Annotated in this window: 20 protein-coding genes; 13 read left to right on the top strand and 7 right to left on the bottom strand. The window is 62.2% G+C overall.

Annotated features, from left to right (window positions below; all coding sequences use genetic code 11):
• Positions 1 to 66: 66 nt before the first annotated feature.
• The 7 genes from E4T63_RS17675 to E4T63_RS17705 form a co-directional block, all read right to left on the bottom strand.
• Positions 67 to 651 (bottom strand): hypothetical protein, encoded by a 585-nt coding sequence (locus E4T63_RS17675; RefSeq protein ID WP_135296162.1) that lies wholly within the window; start codon positions 649 to 651, stop codon positions 67 to 69.
• Between the two features lie 85 nt (positions 652 to 736).
• The gene (locus tag E4T63_RS17680) at positions 737 to 919 is read right to left on the bottom strand and encodes a hypothetical protein (RefSeq protein ID WP_135296163.1); all 183 of its coding nucleotides are present in this window, start codon (positions 917 to 919) and stop codon (positions 737 to 739) included.
• A gap of 11 nt (positions 920 to 930) precedes the next feature.
• Complete coding sequence (locus E4T63_RS17685; protein ID WP_135296164.1) at positions 931 to 1,173, bottom strand: hypothetical protein; 243 nt, start codon at positions 1,171 to 1,173, stop codon at positions 931 to 933.
• A gap of 150 nt (positions 1,174 to 1,323) precedes the next feature.
• On the bottom strand, positions 1,324 to 2,394 hold the full coding sequence (locus tag E4T63_RS17690) for a lipocalin-like domain-containing protein (RefSeq protein WP_135296165.1): 1,071 nt from the start codon (positions 2,392 to 2,394) through the stop codon (positions 1,324 to 1,326).
• The gene (locus tag E4T63_RS17695) at positions 2,384 to 4,855 is read right to left on the bottom strand and encodes an ABC transporter permease (RefSeq protein WP_135296166.1); all 2,472 of its coding nucleotides are present in this window, start codon (positions 4,853 to 4,855) and stop codon (positions 2,384 to 2,386) included. The genes E4T63_RS17690 and E4T63_RS17695 overlap by 11 nt, the downstream gene beginning before the upstream one ends.
• Positions 4,852 to 5,505, bottom strand: coding sequence for an ABC transporter ATP-binding protein (locus E4T63_RS17700; RefSeq protein ID WP_083368660.1), 654 nt, complete (start codon positions 5,503 to 5,505; stop codon positions 4,852 to 4,854). Before E4T63_RS17700 ends, E4T63_RS17695 begins: the two co-directional genes overlap by 4 nt.
• Before the next feature lie 195 nt (positions 5,506 to 5,700).
• A complete protein-coding gene (locus E4T63_RS17705; protein ID WP_135296167.1) occupies positions 5,701 to 7,398 on the bottom strand; it encodes a sulfatase-like hydrolase/transferase in 1,698 nt (565 codons plus the stop codon).
• A 389-nt stretch (positions 7,399 to 7,787) separates the two neighbouring features.
• Here E4T63_RS17705 and E4T63_RS17710 point away from each other — a divergent pair, with 389 nt between their 5' ends.
• Genes E4T63_RS17710 through E4T63_RS17770 form a run of 13 tightly spaced genes read left to right on the top strand, consistent with a single transcriptional unit; the run spans position 7,788 to position 23,042 of the window.
• Complete coding sequence (locus E4T63_RS17710) at positions 7,788 to 9,140, top strand: UDP-glucose dehydrogenase family protein (RefSeq protein WP_098964569.1); 1,353 nt, start codon at positions 7,788 to 7,790, stop codon at positions 9,138 to 9,140.
• On the top strand, positions 9,137 to 10,174 hold the full coding sequence (locus E4T63_RS17715; RefSeq protein ID WP_041066280.1) for an NAD-dependent epimerase: 1,038 nt from the start codon (positions 9,137 to 9,139) through the stop codon (positions 10,172 to 10,174). The genes E4T63_RS17710 and E4T63_RS17715 overlap by 4 nt, the downstream gene beginning before the upstream one ends.
• Positions 10,175 to 10,192: 18 nt before the next feature.
• Complete coding sequence (locus E4T63_RS17720) at positions 10,193 to 10,939, top strand: sugar transferase (RefSeq protein ID WP_135296168.1); 747 nt, start codon at positions 10,193 to 10,195, stop codon at positions 10,937 to 10,939.
• The gene (locus tag E4T63_RS17725) at positions 10,939 to 11,586 is read left to right on the top strand and encodes a CpsD/CapB family tyrosine-protein kinase (protein WP_007961335.1); all 648 of its coding nucleotides are present in this window, start codon (positions 10,939 to 10,941) and stop codon (positions 11,584 to 11,586) included. The genes E4T63_RS17720 and E4T63_RS17725 overlap by 1 nt, the downstream gene beginning before the upstream one ends.
• A 21-nt stretch (positions 11,587 to 11,607) precedes the next feature.
• Complete coding sequence (locus E4T63_RS17730; protein ID WP_098964572.1) at positions 11,608 to 12,633, top strand: polysaccharide biosynthesis/export family protein; 1,026 nt, start codon at positions 11,608 to 11,610, stop codon at positions 12,631 to 12,633.
• A gap of 17 nt (positions 12,634 to 12,650) precedes the next feature.
• Positions 12,651 to 14,243, top strand: a complete 1,593-nt coding sequence (locus tag E4T63_RS17735) for a GumC family protein (RefSeq protein WP_098964574.1) — start codon at positions 12,651 to 12,653, stop codon at positions 14,241 to 14,243.
• Positions 14,240 to 15,331, top strand: a complete 1,092-nt coding sequence (locus E4T63_RS17740; protein ID WP_135296169.1) for a glycosyltransferase family 4 protein — start codon at positions 14,240 to 14,242, stop codon at positions 15,329 to 15,331. The genes E4T63_RS17735 and E4T63_RS17740 overlap by 4 nt, the downstream gene beginning before the upstream one ends.
• The gene (locus tag E4T63_RS17745) at positions 15,328 to 16,698 is read left to right on the top strand and encodes an O-antigen ligase family protein (RefSeq protein ID WP_134786784.1); all 1,371 of its coding nucleotides are present in this window, start codon (positions 15,328 to 15,330) and stop codon (positions 16,696 to 16,698) included. Before E4T63_RS17740 ends, E4T63_RS17745 begins: the two co-directional genes overlap by 4 nt.
• A complete protein-coding gene (locus E4T63_RS17750) occupies positions 16,695 to 17,663 on the top strand; it encodes a glycosyltransferase (protein WP_098964579.1) in 969 nt (322 codons plus the stop codon). Before E4T63_RS17745 ends, E4T63_RS17750 begins: the two co-directional genes overlap by 4 nt.
• Positions 17,656 to 18,792 carry a glycosyltransferase family 2 protein gene (locus tag E4T63_RS17755; RefSeq protein ID WP_134786786.1) on the top strand — a complete coding sequence of 379 codons (1,137 nt, stop codon included), beginning with the start codon at positions 17,656 to 17,658 and terminating at the stop codon, positions 18,790 to 18,792. Before E4T63_RS17750 ends, E4T63_RS17755 begins: the two co-directional genes overlap by 8 nt.
• A gap of 13 nt (positions 18,793 to 18,805) precedes the next feature.
• Positions 18,806 to 19,807 carry a polysaccharide deacetylase family protein gene (locus E4T63_RS17760; RefSeq protein ID WP_135296170.1) on the top strand — a complete coding sequence of 334 codons (1,002 nt, stop codon included), beginning with the start codon at positions 18,806 to 18,808 and terminating at the stop codon, positions 19,805 to 19,807.
• Positions 19,804 to 21,108: a lipopolysaccharide biosynthesis protein gene (locus tag E4T63_RS17765; RefSeq protein WP_135296944.1), complete on the top strand. Its 1,305-nt coding sequence runs from the start codon at positions 19,804 to 19,806 to the stop codon at positions 21,106 to 21,108. Before E4T63_RS17760 ends, E4T63_RS17765 begins: the two co-directional genes overlap by 4 nt.
• Entirely contained in the window at positions 21,105 to 23,042 is a 1,938-nt protein-coding gene (locus tag E4T63_RS17770; RefSeq protein ID WP_135296171.1) for a hypothetical protein, read from the top strand. Before E4T63_RS17765 ends, E4T63_RS17770 begins: the two co-directional genes overlap by 4 nt.
• Positions 23,043 to 23,200 lie beyond the last annotated feature (158 nt).

Consider the following 23,200-nt stretch of genomic DNA (forward strand, 5'->3'; position numbering starts at 1 on the left):
CCCATTTCAGATGATTGTTCTCATACAATAATTTGTACAAGAACAATCATCTTGTAGAGTTAATACTCAGCTTTCATGCTGACTGGTCACTTTTAATACATCGGTATAAGTGACAACTACGCTCTGCCCGACTTTCAGATCTTTCAGCTTGGCCTGAATTTCAGGCTTTTTGACGTCGAGGATTTTCGACTGACCTTGAGGGTTTTCCAGGGTCACCTGATTATTCTTCAAATCAATTTTGGTGATTTTCAGTTGCACCTGAATCTGGCGATAAGCCTCGCCGCCCGGGTTTTCGCTGCCCGGCGCCTTGCGCAGCTCGCCGCTACGCTCGACGGTGCCAGGCAGACCTTTATCTACATCGGTATCGAGGTAAGCCGCCACCGAGCGTTGTACTTCGACTTTTACCAGATCGCCGACCTGAAGATTGGCGAGGTTTTTCGCCTTGTCGCTGAGCTGAACGTGAACTTGACGACCTTCGGCGCCTTCGAGCACCACCTGATGGTTGGCTGCATCGACGGCCAGCACTTTGGTGGTGACCTGATCGCCCTCGACGGTGGCGGACAGCGGAATATCGGCCGCCATGGCGCCGAAGCTGGTGGCGGACAGGACGGTTGCGAGGGTGATGGCCTTGGCCAGAGCGTGGAGCTTCATAAGCGGTACTTTCCCTGTAATGAATGGCAGCAACCGGCGCCAACGTCTGTTTGGCGCCGAATGTGCCACTGAGCATAGACGCTGTTCAGGGCTTGGCTTTCGTTTCTGACGCGGCGGTCTCCTGCGCGGTGGACTCGCCACTGGCGGTGCCCTTGCCGCTGTCCTCGCGCTGTTTGGGGTCGGTCGGGCGCAGGGCGTCGTTGTCGCGCTCGGTTTCTCCCGTTGGCCGGGGTTCGTCGGGGTGTTCGCTGGGGGATACGGGTTTCATGGTGGTTCTCCTCAGGCGTCAGGGTCATCCAGTTCATTGGTAACGTTCACGGCAGGCGAATCCTTGTGCAGGTCATCGGCCTTGGCGCGCAGGATCTGCCACTGCTCCAGATCGATCGCGCCCTGGCCGAGCAGGTCGTCGGTGATGCGTTGCAGGTCGAAGTAGTGAGCGTCGGGGGATTGCTGCCAGTAGGTCTGATCGTCGAACAGACGCTGCCACGTGGTGAGGTCGGGAGGTTGCAGGTCGTCGCTCATGGGGGGAGTCCTCGCCGGGGCCTCGAAATGGGCCGGGATTGATCGGTAGAGGATGGTAGACGGGGCGGAGTTCCAGGCAATTGCTCTGTGGGTGACTGTACCGGCGCCTTCGCGGGCAAGCCCGCTCCCACAGGGGTTTGTGTACGAAACTCAGTACCCGGTCATTTCCAGATAGCCGCGCCCGCCATGGCTGCCGCTGATCCGCACCGGCCCTTCCCAGTAAGGGATGCGCAGGTTCATCCAGGCGTCGGGATTGAGCGCGTCGAGGCTGATGTCGAGGTGTTTGTCGGGAATGCTGATCGACCAGCGCACCGGCATCTTACGTCCGGCGACTTTGGCGGTGTCCTGAGGCGTGAGTTTGATCTGCGCGCCGTGCAGGGTTTCGGTCTGGCCGTCGGCGTTGATCCAGGTGCCGGTCAGATACGGCGCGCCGTCGGTTTGCCGGGTGCGAAACAGCATCAGCGACTCACCACTGTCCAGGTGCAGGGAAAACCAGTCCCACCCGGTCTGATTGGCTGCCAGCGGCTGACTGCTCCATTCACGATCCAGCCACGCCGGGCCGCTGACGGTGTAGGTCTGGCCGTCGATTTGCAGGGTGCCGCTGGCCTGAAAAAACGGCTGACTGTAGTAGTACGAAGCCTGACCCTGTTCGGATTTTCGGCTGAAACCGTTGTCACCTTGCAACACCAGTGGACGACTGGAGGTGAGGTGCAATTGATAGCTGAAAGCTTTGTCGCTGGCACTGAGTTGCAGATCGGTCAGCGGATCCTGCGCCTGACTGGCGAAGCGCCAATCATCGATCCACGCCTCGAACGGCGCGACGTTCACCCCGGCCTGCCCTACTCCGCCCCGGGCATAGCGCTCGGCGGCATGGTGCACGGTGGCCGACGTCACGGCGGCATGGCCGAGCCAGATTGTCTGGTTGGCCCAGCCCGGTTGCTCTGCCGCAGGCTTTAACGCACTGCGAAACAGCGTCCATTGCACACCGAAATCGTGACCCTGCCGGTCCTTGAGATTGGCGGTGACATACCACCACTCGATACGAAAACCATCATGTGCGCCGTGATCTGCCGGGAAGCTGAACACACGCCCCGGCACCACGGCGGTGAACTGCGCAGCCTGATCGCCAAGCCCGGCGAAGCCCTTCTGCTCAGGCGCAGGCTGATCGCAGCCGCCCAACAGCAGCAGCGCGAACAGTAGCGCAACCCGGTTAATCCTCATGGGCAAACGTCCTCAGCAGATCCGCCGGTTGCGTGCGGTACAACGAATACAGCGGCCACGCCGAGGCCAACAGCGTCGCCAGCAACGCCAGCCCGAGCAACTGCAGCAGTTGCAGCGGAAAGATCCGCAACGGCAAGCGCCAGCCGAATGCCTGCACGTTGATCACCGCATCCAGACACCACGCCAACGCGATCCCCAATGGCAACGCCAGCACCAGCGTCAACACCGCCAGCAGCCAGGTCTGGCCGAGGTTGAGCAGCATCAACTGGCGGCGCGTCACGCCCAAGGCCCACAGCGGCGCCAGTTGCCCTAGGCGGCTCTGGCTCTGAGTCAGCAGGCTGATGAACAGCGCGACACCGGCCACCGCCAAAGTCAGGCTGTTGAGCGCGGCGGTGGCGGCGAAAGTGCGTTCGAAAACCTGCACCGACCACCCCTTGAGCCGCGCCTGATCGACGATGCGGCTGTCATCGAGCTGAAAGCGCGTTTGCAGCGCAGACAAAAACGGCGGGATATCGGGCGGCGCGATGCGCAGGTTGAAACGGTTCGGCGTCAGTGACGGCCACAGCCGCAGCAGATGATTGCTGTTGACCAGCACGTGCCCCTTGGGATTGCCGTAGTCGGCGTAGATCCCGACGATCCGCGGTGACCACGCCCCGCCCGGTGTCGGCACGTTCAAATGATTCCCCGCCCGCACCTTCAGCCGTCGTGCCAGTTGTTCGCTGAGCATCACTGAATCGTCGTTCGCCAGATGCGCCCACGGATCTCCGGCAATCGCCTCGAGCAACGGCCAGTGCTGGCGATAATAAGGATGATCGATCACCCCGAAGACATCCGCCGGCCAGCCTTGCAGGGTCACCGCGACTTGCCAGTTGGGCAGCACCGCGCTGACGTTCGGCTGTTGCTTGAGCCAGGCGTACATCTCGCGCGATTGCGCCGGATTGACCGGGTTGAGGTACAGCTCGGCACTGAGGCGCTGTTCGAGCCAGTCGTCGAAGGTCTGGCGAAAACCGGCGGTCATGCTGCCGGCGCCGATATTGGCCGACAGCGCCAGCAGCAGCGCCATCAGCGCCAGACTGAGTGCCGGCAGTTGCTGGCGGCAATCGGCGAGAAACCACTGACCGAGTACCGAGCGACTAAGCCCGAGCAACGGATTGAGCACCGCGCTGAGCACCACCGGCAACGCCAGCGCAGCGCCGAGCAGCAACCCGGCCATCAACACAAATCCACTGCCAAGGCTGTCACCGAATAGCAACGCCAGCAGCGCGATCAGTCCCAGCACCGCCGCCAGCCAACCCTGACGGCGCAACCAGCGCGCATGTTGCTGATGCCAGGCCTGCGGATCCGCCACCGCCAACAGCGGCAAGCGTGCCGCACGCAGCAGACTGTTGGCACCGGCCAGCAACGCGCCGAACAGGCTCAAACCAATACCGCTGAACCACCACCACGGACTCAGGCGCAACTGCCCCGCCACTTCCGCGCCATAAAGGCCGCGCAGGCTGGCGGCGACATCCGGCAGCAACACGCTCGCCAGCCAGTAACCGCTGATGACTCCGAACACCCCGCCAGCCAACGCCAACACACCGAGCTCGACGACCAGACAGCCGATCAACATCCGCGCACTGACCCCGCAGGCGCGCAACGTACGCAGCAGGCCGCGACGTTGTTCCAGTGCCAGACCGATCGCCGCGTGCACGATGAACAGTCCGACCAGAAACGAGAGAAAGCCCAAGGCATCCAGGTTGAGGTGAAAGCTCTCGGTCAGGCGCGAAAGATTGTTTTCCTCGGCGCTGCTTTTGAGCTGCAGCCGGCCATTGAACGCGGCCGGCAGCTCGCCATGAAAATCCTTGGGCAGTAACAAGCGTGACAGTTGCCCGGGCTGTTCGAGCACGGTTTGCGCGACGCCGATGTCGACCAGCAACATGCCCGGTGCCATGTCCTTTTGCGCGTGCAGCGGCGGCAGCGTCTGGCCGCTGGCGGTTTGCGGCGTGGCGCCTTCGGTCAGGCCCAAGGCGTGCAGGGTTTCCGGTGAAATCCACGTGCTGCCCGGCGGCGAGAAGAACGCGACGATGCGCTCGATCGGCATCGCCTGCCCGGCCACCGCAGCGTCCGTCGGCAGCGACACCGGTTCGATGCCCATCAGTTGCAGCCGCTGATCCGGATGATCCTTGAGCATCAGCCGGCCTTGCAGCAGCGGCGACACCGGCCAGCCTGCGCGGCGCAGATCGATGAACCACTGCTGGGTGAACGTCGCACCGCTCGGTGTGGCCAGACTGGCCTGAGGTTCGCCGCCGATCATCTGGCTGGCCCGGGCGTAACTGTCGCGGGCCTGACTGTTCAGCGCCTCGACCCCGGTCAGCAGGCTGGTCGCCAGCCACAACCCGGTCAGCACACTGAAGAACTGCACCGGATGCCGCCGCCAATGGCTGAGTAGCGCGCGCAGGGTTTGCCAGAAAACGTTCACGTCAGCCGGCCACTGGACAACACCACCCGCTGCGCCAACCGCGCCGCCACGCGTGGGCTGTGGGTGACCATCAACAGCGTGGTCGGCGTGTCGTCGAGCAGCTCGAGCAACAGGCGCAGCACTTCATCGCTGGTGGCTTCGTCGAGGCTGCCGGTGGGTTCGTCGGCCAGCAACAGTTTTGGCCGCGACGCCAAGGCTCGGGCCAAAGCCACCCGCTGCTGCTGGCCGCCAGAAAGCTGTTCGGGGTAACGCTTGAGCAACTCGCCCAACCCCAGACGCTGCACCAGATGCGCCTGCCAGCGCGGCTCATGGCGCCCGGCCAGACGCGCCTGAAACGCCAGATTGTCCTCGACCCGCAGGCTGCCGATCAGGTTGAACTGCTGGAACACCAGACCGATTTCAGTGCGCCGCCAGTCGGCCAATTGCGCTTCGTTCATGCTTTCCAGCCGATGCTCGCCGCTGCGGATGCTGCCGCGATCAACCTTGTCGAGGCCGGCGATCAGGTGCAGCAAGGTGCTTTTGCCGCTGCCGGATTCGCCCATCAGCGCCAGACTGCTGCCGGGCTCGAGGGTCAGGTCGATGCCTTGCAGCACCGGTAACGGGCCTTGGGGGGTGAGGTAACTTTTGAACACGCCTTGAACCTGAAGCATGCCGCCATCCGTTGGGTCAGTGTGGGGCAAGGATAGCGGATTGCGGTCTCTTCAGATCAGTGGTGTTTGCACTGGCCTCATCGCTGGCAAGCCAGCTCCCACAGTGTTTTTGGGTGTATTCAGTATTTGTGAACAACCTCAATCCCTGTGGGAGCTGGCTTGCCAGCGATGAGGCCCGTTGGCCCGACACAAATCTCAATCCCCGGTCGCCACACTGGTCGCCGCCGCACCCGGCGTGACGATGGTCTTCAGATCAATATGCTTCCACTCAGGCTTGGCCCCCAGCCGCGCATTGAAGCGGTAGTTGAAGGTGAAGTCGTCCGCCGTCGGCAGCGTCAACGGTTTGCCGTACAGCGCCTCGACTCCCGCCAGGTCATACCCCATCAACTGCAGCAGCGTCGGAAAAATGTTGTAGTGGCTGGAGCGGTCCTTGTTCGCCGGCAACGCTTGCGCCCAGTCTGGCCCGTGCAGTTGATCGCCCTGAATCACCACCAGTGGCACCAGCCCTTCTTCCTCCACCGGATCGCCACCGCAGTGGGTATTGAGCCCGGGGTTGCCGCGTTCATGCAGGTCCTGGCCGTGATCGGAGGTGTAGATCAGCAGCGCATTGTGCAAATTGGCCTGGGCAAATACCCGGGCGAAGAACTCGCCGACATTCCACAGCACGGTGTTCTTGTAGGCGTTGCGGTACAGCACCCAGTCATCCGGCTGGCCGTTGAAACCGTCGCGCTTACCGGTATCCGCCACTTCGGTGAATTGCCCGCGCGGCAAGGTCGGACGGTAGGCCATGAAGGCGTCGGGGTATTTGTCGTGCACCGGGAAATGCGCGCCGACCTTGTTGATCACCACCAACTCCGGCTGATCATCGTTGAGCAATTCGATCAGCTTGGCGGCGGCAGCCATGTCGCGGTCGCGCACGCTGGTCTGGTCAAACTGGACGAATTCATCGATGTCTTTTTTCTCGGTGTCGGTCATCAGGTTCTGCAGATTGCCGGCAGTGCGCTGAGCGTCGATGTACACCGTGCGCAACCCGGCCTTTTTCGCGTACTGCCAGATCGACGGCAGCGTGCTGTTGATGCGCATGTAATCGGCGCGGGTGCCGCCGTAGCGCAACGTGACGTTGGTGTCGGCGCTGCAATTGGCGATGGATGCGGCGTAGCCGTAGTTGAAAATGTCGACGCCCGGATGCGCCTGATTAAGGTTGCTGTGCACTCCGAACGGCGCGTTGATGTCCAGATAATTGCCGGAAATGCTTTCGTCGATGATCAGCACGATGTCGTGATTGATCGCCACTGCGTTGCGCGCCAGCGTCACCGGCTCGCGCGGGCCGACCGTGTTGTGCAGCGCTTCATAAGCGAACAGGTTCAGATAGGCCAGCGGCGTGTACATGATCGGCAAACCGCGCGCGCCCTCGCCCGCCCGCAGGAACAACACTGCGCTCAACAGCAGCACACCACACACCGGCGCCGCCACACGCAACGCGTTGGGCACCACCAGTGCATGGCGCGGTTTCAGACCGATGCCGAACAGCAACAGCAGACCACTGAGCGCGCCATGAATGATCGCGTCGCGATACTGATAGGCGGCCTCCTGAATGAAGCCGCCGGAGTACACCAGCGAGACAAAACTGCTGTAGCTCAGGTAATCCGCGGCGACCCGGGTATAGACATCGAAAAACACCGCCGAGACAAACAGTGTTATTGCGAACAAGTGGCGAATGAGAGCCTGACAAATATAAGCCGTTAGATATAACGCTAAAGTAAGCGCCAAAAACATCGCGCCAAAAAGAAGTACAGCAAAACCGACGCCGATAGCATTTAACCGATCAACGTAATATTCGGAATAAAGCAGCAAATAAACAATTAAAAGTACTTCTTTGGCATATCTGAACATGGCGATACCGCTCGTGCAAAACGGCATGGAGTCAAAGGTTTGTCGGTCAGAACCTGACACTAGCACCCAGCCATCAAAGCGCAAGAATTGACTGTTTTCTTTAGAAAGCGTCAAAAAACCGGTGACTCAAATCTGACACACACAAAACGCTAGAAGCCTTTAAATTAAAGACTTACAACCGTTTATCGCTTATTTGAAATCTGAACAAATCTGCAAAAAAACAACAAATCCAATCGCAGCAATGACTTGATGGCCAATCGCCAAAAAGCGCTCAAGTGTTATACAGGTGCAACATGTCATTTTGCTGACACGCTTTCCAAACCCTGCGCTATACCCCTTTTACAGTCTTCTTCCGAACTTCTTCTTTTCGCTCTATCGAGGGTGCGCAGATGGACGTGAGCGTATTTGGCACCGGCTATGTCGGATTAATTCAAGCCGCCGCACTTGCAGATGTAGGGCATCGGGTTTTATGTGTCGATATTGACCCCAACAAGATCAAGCAACTGCAACAAGCTGTGCCACCTATTAGTGAGCCAGGTCTTTCCAGCACCCTCGAAGAAAACATCAAGGCCGGCCGCTTGCTCTTTAGCACCCAGGCCAGCGACGCGGTGGAGCATGCCGAGCTGATTTTCATCGCCGTGGGCACGCCGGCCGATGAAGACGGTTCCGCCGACCTGACCCACGTGCTCAACGTCGCCCGGGAGATCGCCTCGCACATGGAGGCCGATCGCACCCTGATCATCAAGTCCACGGTGCCGGTCGGCACGGCGGACCAGGTCGCCGCCAAGGCCAGCGAAGAGTTGCAGCGCCGTGGCCGCAGCAGCCTCAAAGTGCGGGTGGTGTCCAACCCCGAATTCCTCAAGGAAGGCAGCGCCCTCGCCGATTGCATGCGCCCGGACCGGATCATCGTCGGCACCCGCGATGACGAAGCCCGCGAGCAGATGAGCGAGCTGTACGCGCCGTTCTGCCGTAACCACGAAAAGCTGATGTTCATGGACAACCGCAGCGCCGAGCTGACGAAGTACGCGGCCAACGCGATGCTCGCCACGCGCATCAGCTTCATGAACGAACTGGCCAACCTCACCGAACTGCTCGGCGCCGACATCGAAGCGGTGCGCAAAGGCATCGGCTCCGACCCGCGCATCGGCTACCACTTCATTTACCCCGGTTGCGGCTTCGGCGGTTCATGCTTCCCCAAGGATCTGCGCGCCCTGCTGCACACCGCCGAACACAACGGCATGCCGCTGAAATTGCTGCGCAGCGTCACCGACGTCAACGACAGCCAGCGGCACATCCTCTTCGGCAAACTCAAGGCGCAGTTTCCGCAGGGTCTGGCCGGCAAGTCGATTGCGATTTGGGGCCTGGCGTTCAAACCCAATACCGATGACATGCGCGAAGCCCCCAGCCGCTACCTGATGGACGCGCTGTGGGCCGAAGGCGCCAGCGTGCAGGCCTACGATCCGGAAGCCATGTCCGAATGCCGGCGCCTGTACGGCTATCGCAACGACCTGCACCTGTGCGCCACCCGCGACGACACCCTGGAAGATGCCGATGCGCTGGTGATCTGCACCGAGTGGAAGAATTTTCGCGTAGTGGATTTCGAGCTGCTGGCGAGCAAGCTGCGCTCGAAAGTGATTGTCGACGGTCGCAACCTCTACAACCCGGAACACGTGGCCGCCGCCGGTCTGCATTACAGCGGCATCGGCCTGCGCCACATCGCTCCGGAAGGACTGCGCCCATGAAAATCCTGGTCACCGGCGCAGCCGGCTTCATTGGCGCCCATTGCGTGTTGCGGCTGATGCGCGACGGGCATGCGGTGGTCGGCCTGGATAACTTCAACGGCTATTACGACCCGCAACTGAAACACGATCGGGTGCAATGGGTGCGCGATCAGGTCGGGCATTTCCCGCTGGCGCGGATCGATCTGGCCGATGCCGCCGCGATTGAAGCGCTGTTTGTCCGCGAGCAACCGCAAGTGGTGATCCACCTCGCGGCGCAGGCCGGGGTGCGCTACTCGCTGGAAAATCCGAAGGCCTACCTCGACAGTAACCTCTGCGGTTTCCTGAATATTCTCGAAGGCTGCCGGCACCATCCGGTGGAGCACTTGATCTACGCCTCGTCGAGCTCGGTGTATGGCGCCAACCAGCACACGCCGTACTCGGTGCATGACGGGGTGAATCACCCGCTGTCGCTGTACGCCGCGACCAAAAAAGCCAACGAGCTGATGGCCCACAGTTACAGCCATCTGTTCGGCATTCCCTGCACCGGTCTGCGCTTTTTCACCGTGTACGGGCCATGGGGTCGGCCCGACATGTCGCCGATCCAGTTCGCTCGGGCGATCACCGAAGGCACGCCGCTGAAGCTGTTCAACTACGGCGAGCACCAGCGCGATTTCACTTATATAGACGACATCGTCGAAAGCATCGCGCGCCTCACCGACCATCCGCCGCACAACCACCCGGAGTGGGATCGTGAACATCCCGACGCGGGCAGCAGCATGGCGCCGTGGTGTCTGTTCAACATCGGCGGCCACCACCCGGTGGAGCTGAAAACCTATCTGGCACTGATGGAAAAACACCTCGGCCAGAAAGCCATTGTCGAGCTCTTGCCCCTGCAACCGGGCGATGTGCTCAACACCTGTGCCGAGACCGATGATCTGGCCCAGGCCACCGGGTTCCAGCCCCGGATCGAGCTGGATGAAGGACTGGGGCGTTTCATCGCCTGGTTTCGCGACTACTACCCCACTGCCTATCGCCCACGCGCCGCTCGCGGCTGAACATCAGCGGAGGACCCCATGACTGGACATGAACAAGGTGTACCGATCAATCAGATGCGCCGTGACAAGCGCATGGATCCCGAGCACCGAATGCGCCTCGATTCCGCCATCCACATGCAGGGCCGTGGCTGGTTGACCGGCCGCGATGGTGGCCGGCCATGGACGCTGTCACGCACCAACCGGGTATTGGCCTGCTTCGGTGCGCTGCTGATTCTGGTGGTGTTTTCGCCGCTGCTGCTGGGCCTGGCGCTGGCCATCAAATTCACCAGCCCGGGACCGGTGATGTTCGTGCAGAAACGCACCGGTTATCGCGGCCGCACCTTCGGCATGTACAAGTTCCGCACCATGGTCTGCAACGCCGAAGAACTCAAGGAATCGCTACGCCACCTCAACAAGCACGGGGTCGACGCCATCGACTTCAAGATCGACAAGGATCCACGCATCACCGGCATCGGCGGTTTCCTGCGGCGTACCAGCCTCGATGAACTGCCCAACCTGTTCAACGTGGTCAGCGGTGACATGCGCCTGGTCGGCCCGCGGCCGACTTCGTTCAACGCCTACCGCTACAAGGACAACCACCTTGCGCGCCTGAGCATCTACCCCGGCATGACCGGCCTGTGGCAGATCTCCGGGCGCAGCAACATCGACTTCGACCAGCGCGTTGAGTTGGACCTCAGCTATATCGCCGAGCAAAGCCTTTTGCTTGATCTGAAGATCTTGTTGAAAACCCCCTTCAAAGTATTCAGCGGCCACGGAGCAAGCTAATGGACGGTTCAACCAACAAAAGCCTGAGCATTGCCAACCCCAGCGAATCGAACCTGATTTCGACCGTGCTGGATCTGGATCTGCGGATCCTGTTCCTGACCGCCGCCAACCCCGGCGCGGGCACCACCACCAGTGCCCTCGCACTGGCCAGCCAACTGGCGCAGATGAGCAGCGGCCAGGTGTTGCTGGTCGATGCCAGTCAGTCGGCAGGCAACCTCACGCAGCAATTGAACCTGGGCAAAGAGCGCGGCCTGCGCGACCTGCTGTTCAACCCGGACAACCCGCCGCTGTTGCAGGACTGCGTGGTGCAGGTCTCGAGCCTGCCTTTCCATGTGCTGCCCAATGGCCGGCCGATCCGCACCCTCGAACACCTGACCGCCGAGCGCCTGAGCCCGCTGCTCGACCGCCTGGGCACCCAGTACCGCTTCGTGGTGATCGACGGCGACGCGGTGTATTCCGCCGCCGACACGCTGGTGCTCGCCACTCAGGTCGATGGCGTGGTGTTCGTGGTCCGCGCTGAGGACACCCGCTGGGAAGTCGCCCAGGCCGCCGTGCAACGTCTGACCCAGGCCGGGGCAAAAGTGGTCGGCAGCGTGTTCAACCGGCGCAAGTACTACATGCCCAAGTGGCTCTACAAAAACCTGTAAGCAAACGCGAAGGATGACGCCATGAACGCCAAGATACTTGTTCTGCTGATGCTGCCGCTTGCAGGCTGCTCCAGCACTTCCGAAACCCAGAACATGCCGGTGAACATTCTCACCGCCACCCCGGCCAATGCCCAGGCCACCGATATGCCCAAGGTCGAACAGACCCTGCGCCCGCAAGACGTGCTGGATGTGATCTTCCACATCAGCACCAGCGGTTCGGACGCTTACCGCGTGCAGTCGGGTGACCAGATCGGCCTGAACTTCACCGCCGCCAGCCAGCTCAATGGCAACCAGTTGGTGCTGCCCGACGGCACCATCAACCTGCCCGGCGCCAACACCTCGGTGAAAATCGCCGGCCTGACCGCCGACGAGGCTCGCGATGAAATCCAGCGTGCTTACCAGCGCAAACAGCTGTTCCAGCCCAACCGCAATCAGCTGACCGTGCAGGTCATCAGCCCGCTGACCAATGAGCAGAACCTGAAAAGCGCACTGAATCACCCGGCCACCGGCATGAGCCGCGAGATCACCGTGGGCAATGACGGTTATGCAAGCTTTCCGGAAATCGGCGCCGTGCCGCTGCAAGGCATGACCATCAACCAACTGGAAACCTTCCTTAACCAGAAATACGCGCAATTGCCGGGGCGGATGAGCGTCGATGTGATGCTCAAGTCCACCGCCGGCAACGAGATCTACGTGCTCGGCGAAGTCGGCCAACCGGGTTCCTACCCGATCCGCCGTCCAGTGTCGGTGCTTGAAGCGCTGACCCTGGCGCGCGGCACCAACGTCAAGGCGCGCCTCGACTCGGTGGTGATCATGCGGCGCAACGGCAACCAGGTGCAGGCCGTGCACTACGACGTGGAAAAAGCCCTGTCGGGCGATGCGTCGCAGATCGCCTACCTGCAACCGGACGACATGCTGTTCGTACCAAAAACCAAACTGGCGAGTGCCGGCGATCTCGCCCGGCAACTGGCCGACGTGGTGTTGTTCCAGGGCGTGGGCTTCAGCTTCGGCTACCGCGTCGACAACAAAAGCAGCAGCAGTAACTGACTCTCAGGTGACCGATCATGAATCCAAAGGAAAACTACCTGCATGAGTTCTTCAGGATCTTCTTCGCCAACAAGCAACTGGTGAAACGGGTCTTCCTGATCTTTGCAGTCATCGCGTTGGTACTGCCGCTGGTGCTCAAACAGAGCTTCGATATCACCGCTCAGGTGATCGTGCAGTCGAAAAAACTCTCCCAGGGTGACGCCACCACGTCACTGACGGTCGATAACGCCACCTTCATTCCGCCGTCGCTGGCGGACATGGAAACCGAAAGCAACATCCTGCGGTCCCCGGCGCTGATCCGCCAGACCATCAGCGAGCTGCGCGACAAGGGCGAGTACAACCCGCCGGTGGGCATCTTCGCCAAACTGGTGAGCGACCCGTTCCGCCGCTATGTCTCTTCGCCGCTGCGTGAGTACGTGATCAATCCGCTGCGCAACATGCTCGGGCTGCAAACCGATCCGGTGCGTGACACCGTGCTCGACGGCCTGACGCAAGATGCGATCAACAGCCTGAAAATCGAGACCCTGCCCGGCTCCAACGTGATCTCGATCGTCTACAGCTTCCCCGATCCGCATCAGGGCACGACGTTCGTCGCCACTCTGCTGCAGAACTATCTGGGCAGCCGTCAGGCGCTGCAATCGATCGACCTGCCGCAATCCTTCTACGAAACCAAGAAGCACCTGTATCAGGTGCGTCTCGACGGGCTGGAAGGTAATCGGCAGGCGCTGCTGGAAAGTGTTGCATCGTCCGATCCGAAGGAAGAAATCACCTTCCGCCTGAACGCGATCAACACCGAAGAGCAAGCCCTGAACCTGTACCAGGATCGTCTGCTACAGAGCCAGCGCTGGCTCGAATACCTGAAAACCGCGCTGACGGCCGCCAGCAGCAACAAGCTCAACGACTACACGTTCCCCTTCACCTTCACCACCACCGTCGATAACGTGGCGTTCGAGGATCGGGAAATCAAACAGTTGGGCGAGCAACTGACCACTCAGGTCAGCCGCTACATGAATGACCTCGCGGTGTTCCAGCCCGGCAGCGAGCCGATGCTGCTGACCCGCGAGCAGATCGCCCGCACCCGCCAGCAGTTCCTCAAAGTGGTGAGCAACCGCATTCAGGAGCGCACCAACGATCTGGCCGTGGTGCAACAGGTGATCGATCAGAAAACCGCGCGCATCGCCGAGTTCAAGAACCGCATCCACACCTTGCAGCAGACCCAGAGCAAGCTGCGGCAGATGGACACGGAAATCGACGCGCTGCACACGGCGTTCTCGACCTACGCGCAACGCTTTGCCGAAAGCAGCACCGCCGGTTCGCTCAACGACGACCTGTCGAACGCCAAGGTGCTCAGCCCGCCGTTCGAGCCGACCGAGCCAGCGTTCCCCAAACCGCTGCTGATCATTCCGTTCGGGCTGTTCACCGGTCTGCTGCTGGCGATAGCCCTGGTCTATGTGCGTGAGTTCTTCGATCACCGTTTCAAACACCCTGCGCAAATCACCCACGAACTGGGCCTGCCGGTGTTGCTGGTGATCAACGACGAGAACGTGCTGCCGAGCAATCCGCACAAGAACTGGACCGTGCCAAGCTTCGTGCACTGGGTGCGCAATTGAACACGCTGTCCACCCCGAACGCCGCGCTGCCGATCATTCATTTGCTCAGCAGCGGCGGCTTCTATGGGGCCGAGCGCATGCTGCTCGATCACTGCCTGGCGACACCGGGGCAGCACCAGGTGCTGTTCCTCGATGCGCCGCCGGCGTTGATCGCGCGCTTTCGCGAGGCCGGGGTGGACTGCCGTGGCTGTGCCGGGCTGGGTGAGCTGTTGCGCCACCTGCGGGCCCGGCGCAGCGAACGGCCGCTGATCAATACGCACAACTTCAAAGGGCTGCTGTTCGGCTGGGTCGGCGCGACGCTGTTGCGTTTGCCGCTGGTCATCACCCAACACGGCTTCACCCCGCGCAGCCGCAAGCAGAAGTTTTACACCTGGCTGAGTCTGCAGTTGTGCCGCACCGCGTCGGTGGATCGGGTGGTGTGCGTGGCCGAGAGCATCGCCGTGCTGCATCGTCAGGCCAGCGTGCAGGCGGACAAACTGCAGGTGATCCCCAATGGATTGCCCGCCGCCGACGCGCTGGTCAGCACCGTTGACCGCCAGCGCTGGCTGGCCGGTTACGTCGGGCGCCTGAGCAGCGAGAAAGGCCCGGATCTGTTTCTCGATGCGCTGATTCCGCTGTGTCACCAGCATCCGCAACTGGACGCGGTGATGCTCGGCGACGGCCCGGAACGCGAGGCGCTGCAGGAGCGGATCGACGCCGCAGGTTTGCAGCAACGGATTCGTCTGCCCGGCTACCAGACCGCCATGCAACCGTGGTGGCAGCGCCTGGATGCGCTGGTGATCAGCTCGCGCACCGAAGGCACGCCGATGATTCTGCTCGAAGCGATGCAGAGCGGCGTGCCGGTGGTGGCGTTCGCCGTCGGTGGCATTCCCGATGTGCTCGAGCACCGGCACAACGGTCTGCTGGCGACACCTGCCGACAGCGCCGACCTCGCCCGTCAGCTCGACAACCTGTTGAGCGAGCCGAAGCTGGCCCGGCATTTGTGCGACAACGCAAAGCGTACGCAACAGGATCGCTACGACCTCAAGGCCCTCGCCGAACGCTGGTCGCAGCTGTACATCCGCACGGCACGGGAGGCACGCGCATGATTTTCCCGCTCTCGATCGTCACGCTGCTCGGCATGGTGTGCATCGGTCTGCTCGCCAGCCCTTATCCGTTTCTCGCACCCGGCGCGGTCATTGGCCTGGTGGGTTTCACAGTGTTGTATCGCAAGCCGGCCTGGGGCCTGCTGGGCATTGCCGCGCTGGTGCCGTTCGAAGGTTTCTTCAAGGACAGCGCATTGTCCGGAAGCAAACTGATCGGCGCTTCGCTGGCGGTGATCCTGATGCTGCAACTGGCCATGCACCAGATTCCTTCCGAGCGCCTGCGCAGCAATATCTGGCGGTTTCTGCTGTGGTTTCTGGCGCTGTATTTCCTCAGCCTGTTCAACACCGATGACCTGGGCATGTCGCTGGGGCATCTGCGCGAACTCAGCGTCGGGCTGATCCTGTTTGTCATCACCCTGCTGATCGGCCGTGAACTGAACCTCGACCTGTTCGCCCGACTGGTGACCCTGAGTGTCAGCGCCACCTGTGCCATGGCGATGTTTTCAGTCAAATTCCAGGATCAGGGCCGCGCTGCCGGTCTGCTGGAAGACCCCAACGCCTTCGCCTTGCTGATCGCCTTCGCCATTCCGCTGGCGCTGCTGCTGGTGATTCGCGGGCCGAATCTGTTGCATCGGTTGTTCTGGGGCGCTTGCTGCCTGTTGCTGCTCGGCGGCATGACCAAGACCGAATCGCGCTCCGGGCTGGTGGTGGTGGCGTTGAGTCTGTTGATCGGCTGCTGGCACTACCGCGCGCAACTGACCCGCATTCGCCCACGGCACTTGGGATTCGCCATGCTCGGCGCAGCCATCGTGATTCCGCTGGCGATCTACGCGATGCCCGCCGGTTACCTCGCGCGCATTCAGTCCCTGAGCGTGTTGAGCGCCGGGGCCAAGGGGCACGACGACGAATCCCTCGGCCGGCGCGCCTCGTACATCGTGGTCGGCGGGCAGATGATCCGCGAGAACCCGCTGCTCGGCTCCGGCCCCGGCACCTTTCCGCTGCACTACGCGACCACCGGCTACGCCAAGGCGTTTTCCGCCAACCGCAAGATCGGCGACCTGTACCGCCGCGCCCACAACACTTATCTGGAAATTTTCAGTGAGCTGGGGATCCCCGCCGGCCTGCTGTTTGTCGGCATGCTCGGCCTGGGCCTGTACAACCTGATCCGCGCGCGCGCCGCGTGGATGCTGCGGCGCGATTGGCAGCAGGCGGACCTGATGACTCACCTCGGGGTGAGCTTTCTGTCGCTGACCCTGTTCCTGATGTTCCTCAGCGCACCGAACCAGAAATACCTGTGGATCATGCTCGCGCTGACCAGCGTCCTGCGCCTCAAGGCCGAACAGGCGCCACTGACCGAGGCCAGGACATGAGCCGGATCAGCATCATCATCCCGATGTACAACGAGGCCCGGCACATCGGCCGCACGCTGCTGGCAGCGCAAAAAGCCGCACATGCGGCCGATGTCGAGTGCGAGTTGATTGTGGTCGACAACGGTTCGAGCGACGACGGCCCGCACATCGCCCGTCAGTTCGGTGCACAGGTGCTGGTGCTGCCGGGCCTGCTGATCGGTGCGCTGCGCAATCGCGGTGCGCTGCTGGCAAGCGGCGAGTGGATCGCGTTCATTGATGCCGACGTCGAAATGCCCGAAGACTGGCTCAAGCCCTTGTTCGAGCTGCAAGCCGAGGGTCAGGCCGACGTCTTCGGTCTCGACCTGCACACCCCCGCCACTGCGCCGTGGTACGCCGCCGCCTGGCAACGGCGCACGCTGCGCCCGTCGAGTCAGGCATCGCACCCGGTGGACTGGCTGCCCAGTTCCAACCTGCTGATGCGCCGGCGCTGGTTCGACAAGGTCGGCGGCTTCAACGAACACCTGCGTACCGGCGAAGACAAGGAATTTACCCTGCGCCTGCACGAACAGGGCGCGCGGCTGCTGTCGGTGAACAGCAGCGTGGCCCTGCATTGGGGCTACGAGATGAACTGGCGCGAGTGGATGGGCAAGGAAATGTGGCGTCAGGGCAGTCATCTGCAACTGCTGCGCACTCACGGTTTCAGCCTGCGCCTGCTGCGCTTTCCGCTGCTCTCGCTTGGCGCGTGGCTGCTCGACTTGCTGGCGATTTCCGCACTGCTCAACGGTTTTCCGCACCACGCGGCCGTCATGGTGATGCTGACCACGATACCGGCGCTGGTGCTGAGCATTCGCCAGAGTTCACGCCATCATGATGTGGGCCTGACCCTGCAACTGTGGGGCCTGCACTGGGTGCGGCTGCACCTGGCCGGGGCGGCGTTGATTCTCAGTCTGTGTCATTGGAACGCCAGGAGGCCTGCCCGTGGCTGAATTCATTTTCTGGATGTGCCTGCTGCTGCCGGTATACGCCTACCTTGGCTACCCGCTGCTGCTGACTGTGCTGGCGCCGCTGTTCCCGGCCTGGCGCCACAGCCCGGCGCCGCCGCTGAACATCAGCATCGTGATTGCCGCGCACAATGAGGCGCGGCACATCGAGCACAAGTTGCGCACGCTGCTGGCGCAGGACTACCAGCCGGCCACGCTGCAGATCATTCTCGCCAGCGATGGCTCGACCGACGACACCGTGGCTTGCGCGCACAAAGTGGTTGATTCGCGAATCACTGTCCTCGACCTGCCGCGCCAGGGTAAAGCCGCGACGCTGAATGCCGGCGTAGCCCTGGCGACTGGCGATATTCTAGTGTTCACCGACGCCGACAACCAATGGTCGCGGGAAACCCTTGGCTACCTGCTCGCGCCACTCAGCGACCCGAATGTCGGCGCCTGCGCCGGGCACATGGTGATTCCAGTGACCGGCGGCGGCCTCAGCGTCGGCGACAGTCTGTACCGGCATTACGAGGGCTGGCTGCGTCGGGTGGAGAATCGCACCGGCTGCATGGTCTCGGCCGACGGCGCCCTGCTCGCCCTGCGCCGCGAGCTGTTCCAGAGCGTGCCGGCGGAGGTCAACGACGACTTCTTTCTCAGCACCTGTGCACCGGTGGCCTTCAAGCGCATTGTGTACGTGCCAGAGGCGCAAGTGATCGACCACGGTGTCGACGAAGCGGACAAACAGTTCCGCCGCCGTCAACGCGTCACCGTCGGTGGCCTGCAAAGCCTCGCCCAGCGCAGTGAGCTGCTCAACCCACTCAAACATGGCCTGTATTCGCTGGCGCTGATCAGCCACAAACTGATCCGGCGCCTGGCACCGATCCTCCTGCTGCCGTTGCTGCTGAGCAACTTCTGGCTGTGGGACGACCACGGTTTCTATCGACTGGCCCTGATCGCCCAACTGTTCGGCTACGCCATTGCGCTGGCCGGACTGCTGGACTCGCAACATCGCTTGCCCAAACCGTTTCGTCTGGCCGCGTTCCTGCTGGTCACCCTCGCCGGGATGAGTCTCGGCCTGTGGCAGTTCCTGCGCGGCCACCGATATGCCCAGTGGAACCCTGAACAAAACCGTTGAGAGGACCGAAGCCATGGCGATCAAACAATTAATAAAACGCACCAGTGGCTGGCTTTACCTCAACTCGCCCGTGGGACGAAACCAGTTGCACGGCGCCGGGGTGATTCTGATGCTGCATCGGGTGCTGGCCAACGACCGCGCCGCCGACTTGCCGCACCGCAATGAGCTGTGTGTCGGGCCCAAGGCGTTCGAGCACCTGCTGGTGTGGCTGCGCCGGCACTTCGATTGCGTGCCGCTGATGGACATCCTCACGCCCACCGCATTGCGCAGCGAACGCCCACGGGTGGCGCTGACCTTCGACGATGGCTGGCGCGACAACGCGGTCAATGCGTTCCCGTTGCTGCAAAAACATCAGGTGCCAGCGAGCATTTTTCTCTCCACCGATTTCATCGGCAGCCGTCAGCGCTTCTGGTGGGAAAGCCTTGGCGAAACCCTGTGGGGCAGCCACGGCGAAAAGGCCCGCATGCATCTGATCGAATGCCTGCACGTAATCCACCACCCGGTGCCGGTGCTGGTGGATGACATCGACGTCGATCGCCGCAGCCTGTCGCTGCTGCATTACCTGCAAAGCCTGAAAACCCTTGAACCGGCGATGCTCGAACGCCTGACCGACGAATGCCCGCCCGAAGCGCAGCCGCAAGCGCTGGACTGGCATCAGGTACGCGCGCTGGAGGCTTCGGGGCTGGTGCGTTTCGGCCCGCACGGCGCCAGCCACGCGATCCTCACTGAACTGGACGATGTGCGCCTGAGCGAAGAAATCAGCCGCAGCCGCGACGCCCTGAACAATGGCTGCAACCGGCCGTTGCCGGTGTATTGCTACCCCAACGGCAACAACGACGATCGCGTGCGCAAGCAGATTGCTGCGCACGATTATCCGTTCGCCCTGGGCACCGGCACCGGCATCTATCGCGGTGAAGGCGATCCGCTGAACCTGCCGCGTTTCGGTGTCAGCCAGCGTACTGCGCGCAATCCTGAGCTGCTTTCGTGGCGCATCTTTCGTGGCAACCGGCCATGAGCCGCAGCCATTACCTCAAGCATCTGGCGCTGAGCATGGGCACCAAACTGGCGATGATCGCCTTGCGCCTGCTGCGTAACGTGTTGCTGGCGCGGATCCTAGGGCCGAGTGAGCGCGGGTTGTTCGCGCTGCTCAGCACTTTGCCCGACCTGATCAGCGCCGCCACCAGTGGCGGGCTGAATTCAGCCGTCGGTTATCAAGCCGCCAAACAACGACCGATGGGCCTGCTGCTGAGTCAGGTGCTGGTGTTCGGTTGCTTGCTCGCGGGTCTGCTGACCCTGCTGGTGGTGGCGCTGGTCCGTGAGTTCGGCAGTGAACTGGATGTCACCGTGCAGCTTGGTCTGCTGGCCTGGCTGTTGCTGCTGGCGGTGCCGCTGACCGTGCTGAAAAGTGGCCTGCTGACCCTGCACAACGCCTCCGGCGGCGTGGTCGCGTTCAACGCCTTGCGCCTGACCGAATCGCTGGCGCCGCTGCTGCTGTTTCTCGCGCTGTTCTGGATGTGGAAAAGCGCGGCACTGGAAGCGGCGCTAATCAGTTGGCTGGCCGGGATCAGCCTGGTGGTGCTGGCCGGTTGGGTCTGGCTCAAACGCGCGCAACCGCTGCAGTTGCAATGGGATCGCGCCAGCCAGAACGAACTGCTGCGCTACAGCGCGCGCAGCCATCCGGACCTGCTGTTCCAGCAAGTGATTCTGCGCTCGGACTACCTGTTCATCGGCGCCCTGCTCGGCAGCACCGCGCTGGGTCATTACGCGATGGCCAGCGCCGCCGCCGAACTGCTGCTGATCGTTCCGGAAGCGGTGACCACGCCGCTGATGAAACGCCTGCTACAACAGGACGAAGGCATGGACAAGGTCACTCCGCTGGCCCTGCGCCTGACCGCCACGGTGATGCTCGGCGCGTGCCTGAGCATGGCAGTGATCGGCAACTGGCTGATCGTCACCCTGTTCGGCATCGCCTACCAACCGGCGTATCCGGCGCTGCTCGCCTTGCTGCCGGGGCTGCTCGGCCTATGCTACGCGAGCATCCTGCGTCTGGACCTGCTGGGGAAAAACCGCCCAGGCACGGTGTCGCTGCTGATGGGCCTCGGCGCCCTGCTCAATCTGGCGCTGAACCTGGTGTTGATTCCGGCCTACGGCATCGTTGGCGCAGCGGCGGCTTCATCGATTGCCTATCTGGCCGTCACCGTGGCGATGCTGGTGTTGTACTGCCGTTTGAGCGGCGTGGCGTTCTGGCAAACTTTGATCATCCTGCCCAGTGACATCGCGCCGATGTGGCAGATGTTGCACCGGAAGGCCGCATGAAAGGCCTGGTCCTGCTGCTCGGTCTCGGCCTGTCGCTGGACGCCTTTGCCGCGTCGATGCGCTGGGGCGAGATCCGCGACGGCAGCCTGTACCTGCAAACCGACCGTCCGGACACCGTGACCGTGCGCTGGACACCCGCGTGGCAGGCCGAGGCCAACGAAGAGCATCTGTACCTGCTCGACGGCCAGGGCAAATTGCAGGGCGAGCGCGTGATCAAGGCCAGCGAAACCCGCGGCACCCAGAACTGGGCGTTGCTGCCGGGTGCCGCCAGTTATCGCCTGGAAATTCCCGGCTACAGCTTCCGCAATTACCGGGTCGAACACGACGAGCACACCGTGGCGCTGTTCGAACCGGCCAAGGTGCATTTCAGCGCGCAGACGCAGAACGGCGACGAGTTGTATTTCAAGGTCGCGCCGGGGGAACACGCGGTGCTCGCCGGCAAGTTCCATGGCGGGGTCAATGCGTTGCAGACGCAGCGGGTGGGCGATGATCAGTCACTGACGCTGACACTGACACTGACACTGACACTGAAACCCTATCGCGCCTATTGGCAGTTCGATCAACTGGCGTTGCCGGTCAGCGAGCGCGAACAGGTCTGGCGCCTGCGCCTGCAAGGCAGCGGCAAAGCGGCGTTCTGGCTCGACGGCACGGCCAATCGGTTTGCGCAGACTCCGCAGCAACTCAAACCCGTGCGCGAAGAGACCGGCCAGATCCACCTGACCCTGCACGACAAAATCCTCGGGCGCACGCCGGATCTGGGCATCGCCCTGCCCTACGTAATGCCACCCGCCAGTAGTCACGCGGTGCTGGATGCGCTGAAACCGACCGCTGCCAGTTACTACAGTTTTGTCGATGTCACGGCGAAGAATCCGCACTTCGAAGACGCGTTCCGCCAGGCTTATCAGGAGCGCTTCGGCATCCGTCAGGACATCACCCTGCTCGCCGGCAGCCAGCGTCAGGCCGATCTGCGCGCCGACGTGCAAAGCAATGGCGGCCTCGATGCATGGCTGGCCGGCACCCGCGCCTTGGGCGGCAAAGGCACGCACTACATCGGTTTTGCCGATGAGCCGAACCTCAACTATTCGAGCTTCGAGCAATACCGGGCGATTTTCACCAGCATGGCCAGACAGGTGCGCAGCGATCCGGCGAATGCCAAGGCTGGCGTGCGCATCGCCATGCCGGCCAGCTCACGGCTGGTCAACGGGCCGTTCGCCGATAACGCGGCAGACAAGCGCGGCATCGACTGGGCGCGACGTTTGCTCGGTGAGTCCGCCGAGCAGATCGACGCACTGGCGTGGCACGAGTGGATGATCCGCGACCTGCTCGCCACCCGGGTCTACCGCGACAGCGTGCACCGCGCCGCCGAACTGGTCGGCCTCGACGCTCGCGGCCAACCGCGCAAGGCCTTGCTGCTGGATCAGACCAATATGTCCAGCGGTTCCAGCCTCAGCCCCTACGATCAGGAGACGCACTACGCCTCGCTGTGGTGGGCGTCGGTGGTGATCAACGCTTCGCAGGACGGTTTGCTGAGCATGCTCAACTGGTTTCAGGCCGCCGATGAACCGCAGTATCCCAAGGGCATGATCCGGGTTTTGGGCGCTGAGCGTTTTGAGCTGAAACCGGTGGGTCTGGCCCAGCAGTTCATCGCGCAGCATTGGCTGCACCAGGTGCTGTGGCTGGAGAACGATGGCTTTGAAGTCGATGTGCTGGCGATGGCCGGCGACGAGCAGCGGGGTCTGCTCGGTGTGAACAAGGGCACGCGTTTGCAGCGTGTTGACCTGAGTGGCGCCAAGTGCCCGCTGAACAACGGTGCGTTGCGTTACTTCGGCGCGGACAACCGCAGCCGCGACGCGCCATTCGCCTGCCGCGACGGACGCGTCAGCTTCGACTTGCCAGGGGAAACCCTGTTCGCCCTGAGCTGGAGCGCGTCATGAACCCAATTCCGAATATCAGAAAAGGTAAAGCGAACAAAGATTTGTGGGTAGGGAGTTTTTGTGGCGAGGGGATTTATCCCCGATCGGCTGCGCAGCAGTCGTCGCTTTTAGCCTGTAAATGCGGGGCCGCTTCGCAGCCCATCGGGGATAAATCCCCT

The organism is Pseudomonas fluorescens (assembly GCF_004683905.1).
In the GTDB taxonomy this organism is placed as follows: Bacteria; Pseudomonadota; Gammaproteobacteria; order Pseudomonadales; family Pseudomonadaceae; genus Aquipseudomonas; species Aquipseudomonas putida_A.

What these genes read in the sequence shown, in the direction of transcription:
- E4T63_RS17760 (WP_135296170.1), top strand. Translation starts at nt 18,806, where the DNA reads ATGGCGATCAAACAATTAATAAAACGCACCAGTGGCTGGCTTTACCTC.
- E4T63_RS17690 (WP_135296165.1), bottom strand. Translation starts at nt 2,394, where the DNA reads ATGAGGATTAACCGGGTTGCGCTACTGTTCGCGCTGCTGCTGTTGGGC.
- E4T63_RS17765 (WP_135296944.1), top strand. Translation starts at nt 19,804, where the DNA reads ATGAGCCGCAGCCATTACCTCAAGCATCTGGCGCTGAGCATGGGCACC.
- E4T63_RS17715 (WP_041066280.1), top strand. Translation starts at nt 9,137, where the DNA reads ATGAAAATCCTGGTCACCGGCGCAGCCGGCTTCATTGGCGCCCATTGC.
- E4T63_RS17770 (WP_135296171.1), top strand. Translation starts at nt 21,105, where the DNA reads ATGAAAGGCCTGGTCCTGCTGCTCGGTCTCGGCCTGTCGCTGGACGCC.
- E4T63_RS17735 (WP_098964574.1), top strand. Translation starts at nt 12,651, where the DNA reads ATGAATCCAAAGGAAAACTACCTGCATGAGTTCTTCAGGATCTTCTTC.
- E4T63_RS17685 (WP_135296164.1), bottom strand. Translation starts at nt 1,173, where the DNA reads ATGAGCGACGACCTGCAACCTCCCGACCTCACCACGTGGCAGCGTCTG.
- E4T63_RS17710 (WP_098964569.1), top strand. Translation starts at nt 7,788, where the DNA reads ATGGACGTGAGCGTATTTGGCACCGGCTATGTCGGATTAATTCAAGCC.
- E4T63_RS17720 (WP_135296168.1), top strand. Translation starts at nt 10,193, where the DNA reads ATGACTGGACATGAACAAGGTGTACCGATCAATCAGATGCGCCGTGAC.
- E4T63_RS17725 (WP_007961335.1), top strand. Translation starts at nt 10,939, where the DNA reads ATGGACGGTTCAACCAACAAAAGCCTGAGCATTGCCAACCCCAGCGAA.
- E4T63_RS17730 (WP_098964572.1), top strand. Translation starts at nt 11,608, where the DNA reads ATGAACGCCAAGATACTTGTTCTGCTGATGCTGCCGCTTGCAGGCTGC.
- E4T63_RS17675 (WP_135296162.1), bottom strand. Translation starts at nt 651, where the DNA reads ATGAAGCTCCACGCTCTGGCCAAGGCCATCACCCTCGCAACCGTCCTG.
- E4T63_RS17680 (WP_135296163.1), bottom strand. Translation starts at nt 919, where the DNA reads ATGAAACCCGTATCCCCCAGCGAACACCCCGACGAACCCCGGCCAACG.
- E4T63_RS17750 (WP_098964579.1), top strand. Translation starts at nt 16,695, where the DNA reads ATGAGCCGGATCAGCATCATCATCCCGATGTACAACGAGGCCCGGCAC.
- E4T63_RS17705 (WP_135296167.1), bottom strand. Translation starts at nt 7,398, where the DNA reads ATGTTCAGATATGCCAAAGAAGTACTTTTAATTGTTTATTTGCTGCTT.
- E4T63_RS17700 (WP_083368660.1), bottom strand. Translation starts at nt 5,505, where the DNA reads ATGCTTCAGGTTCAAGGCGTGTTCAAAAGTTACCTCACCCCCCAAGGC.
- E4T63_RS17745 (WP_134786784.1), top strand. Translation starts at nt 15,328, where the DNA reads ATGATTTTCCCGCTCTCGATCGTCACGCTGCTCGGCATGGTGTGCATC.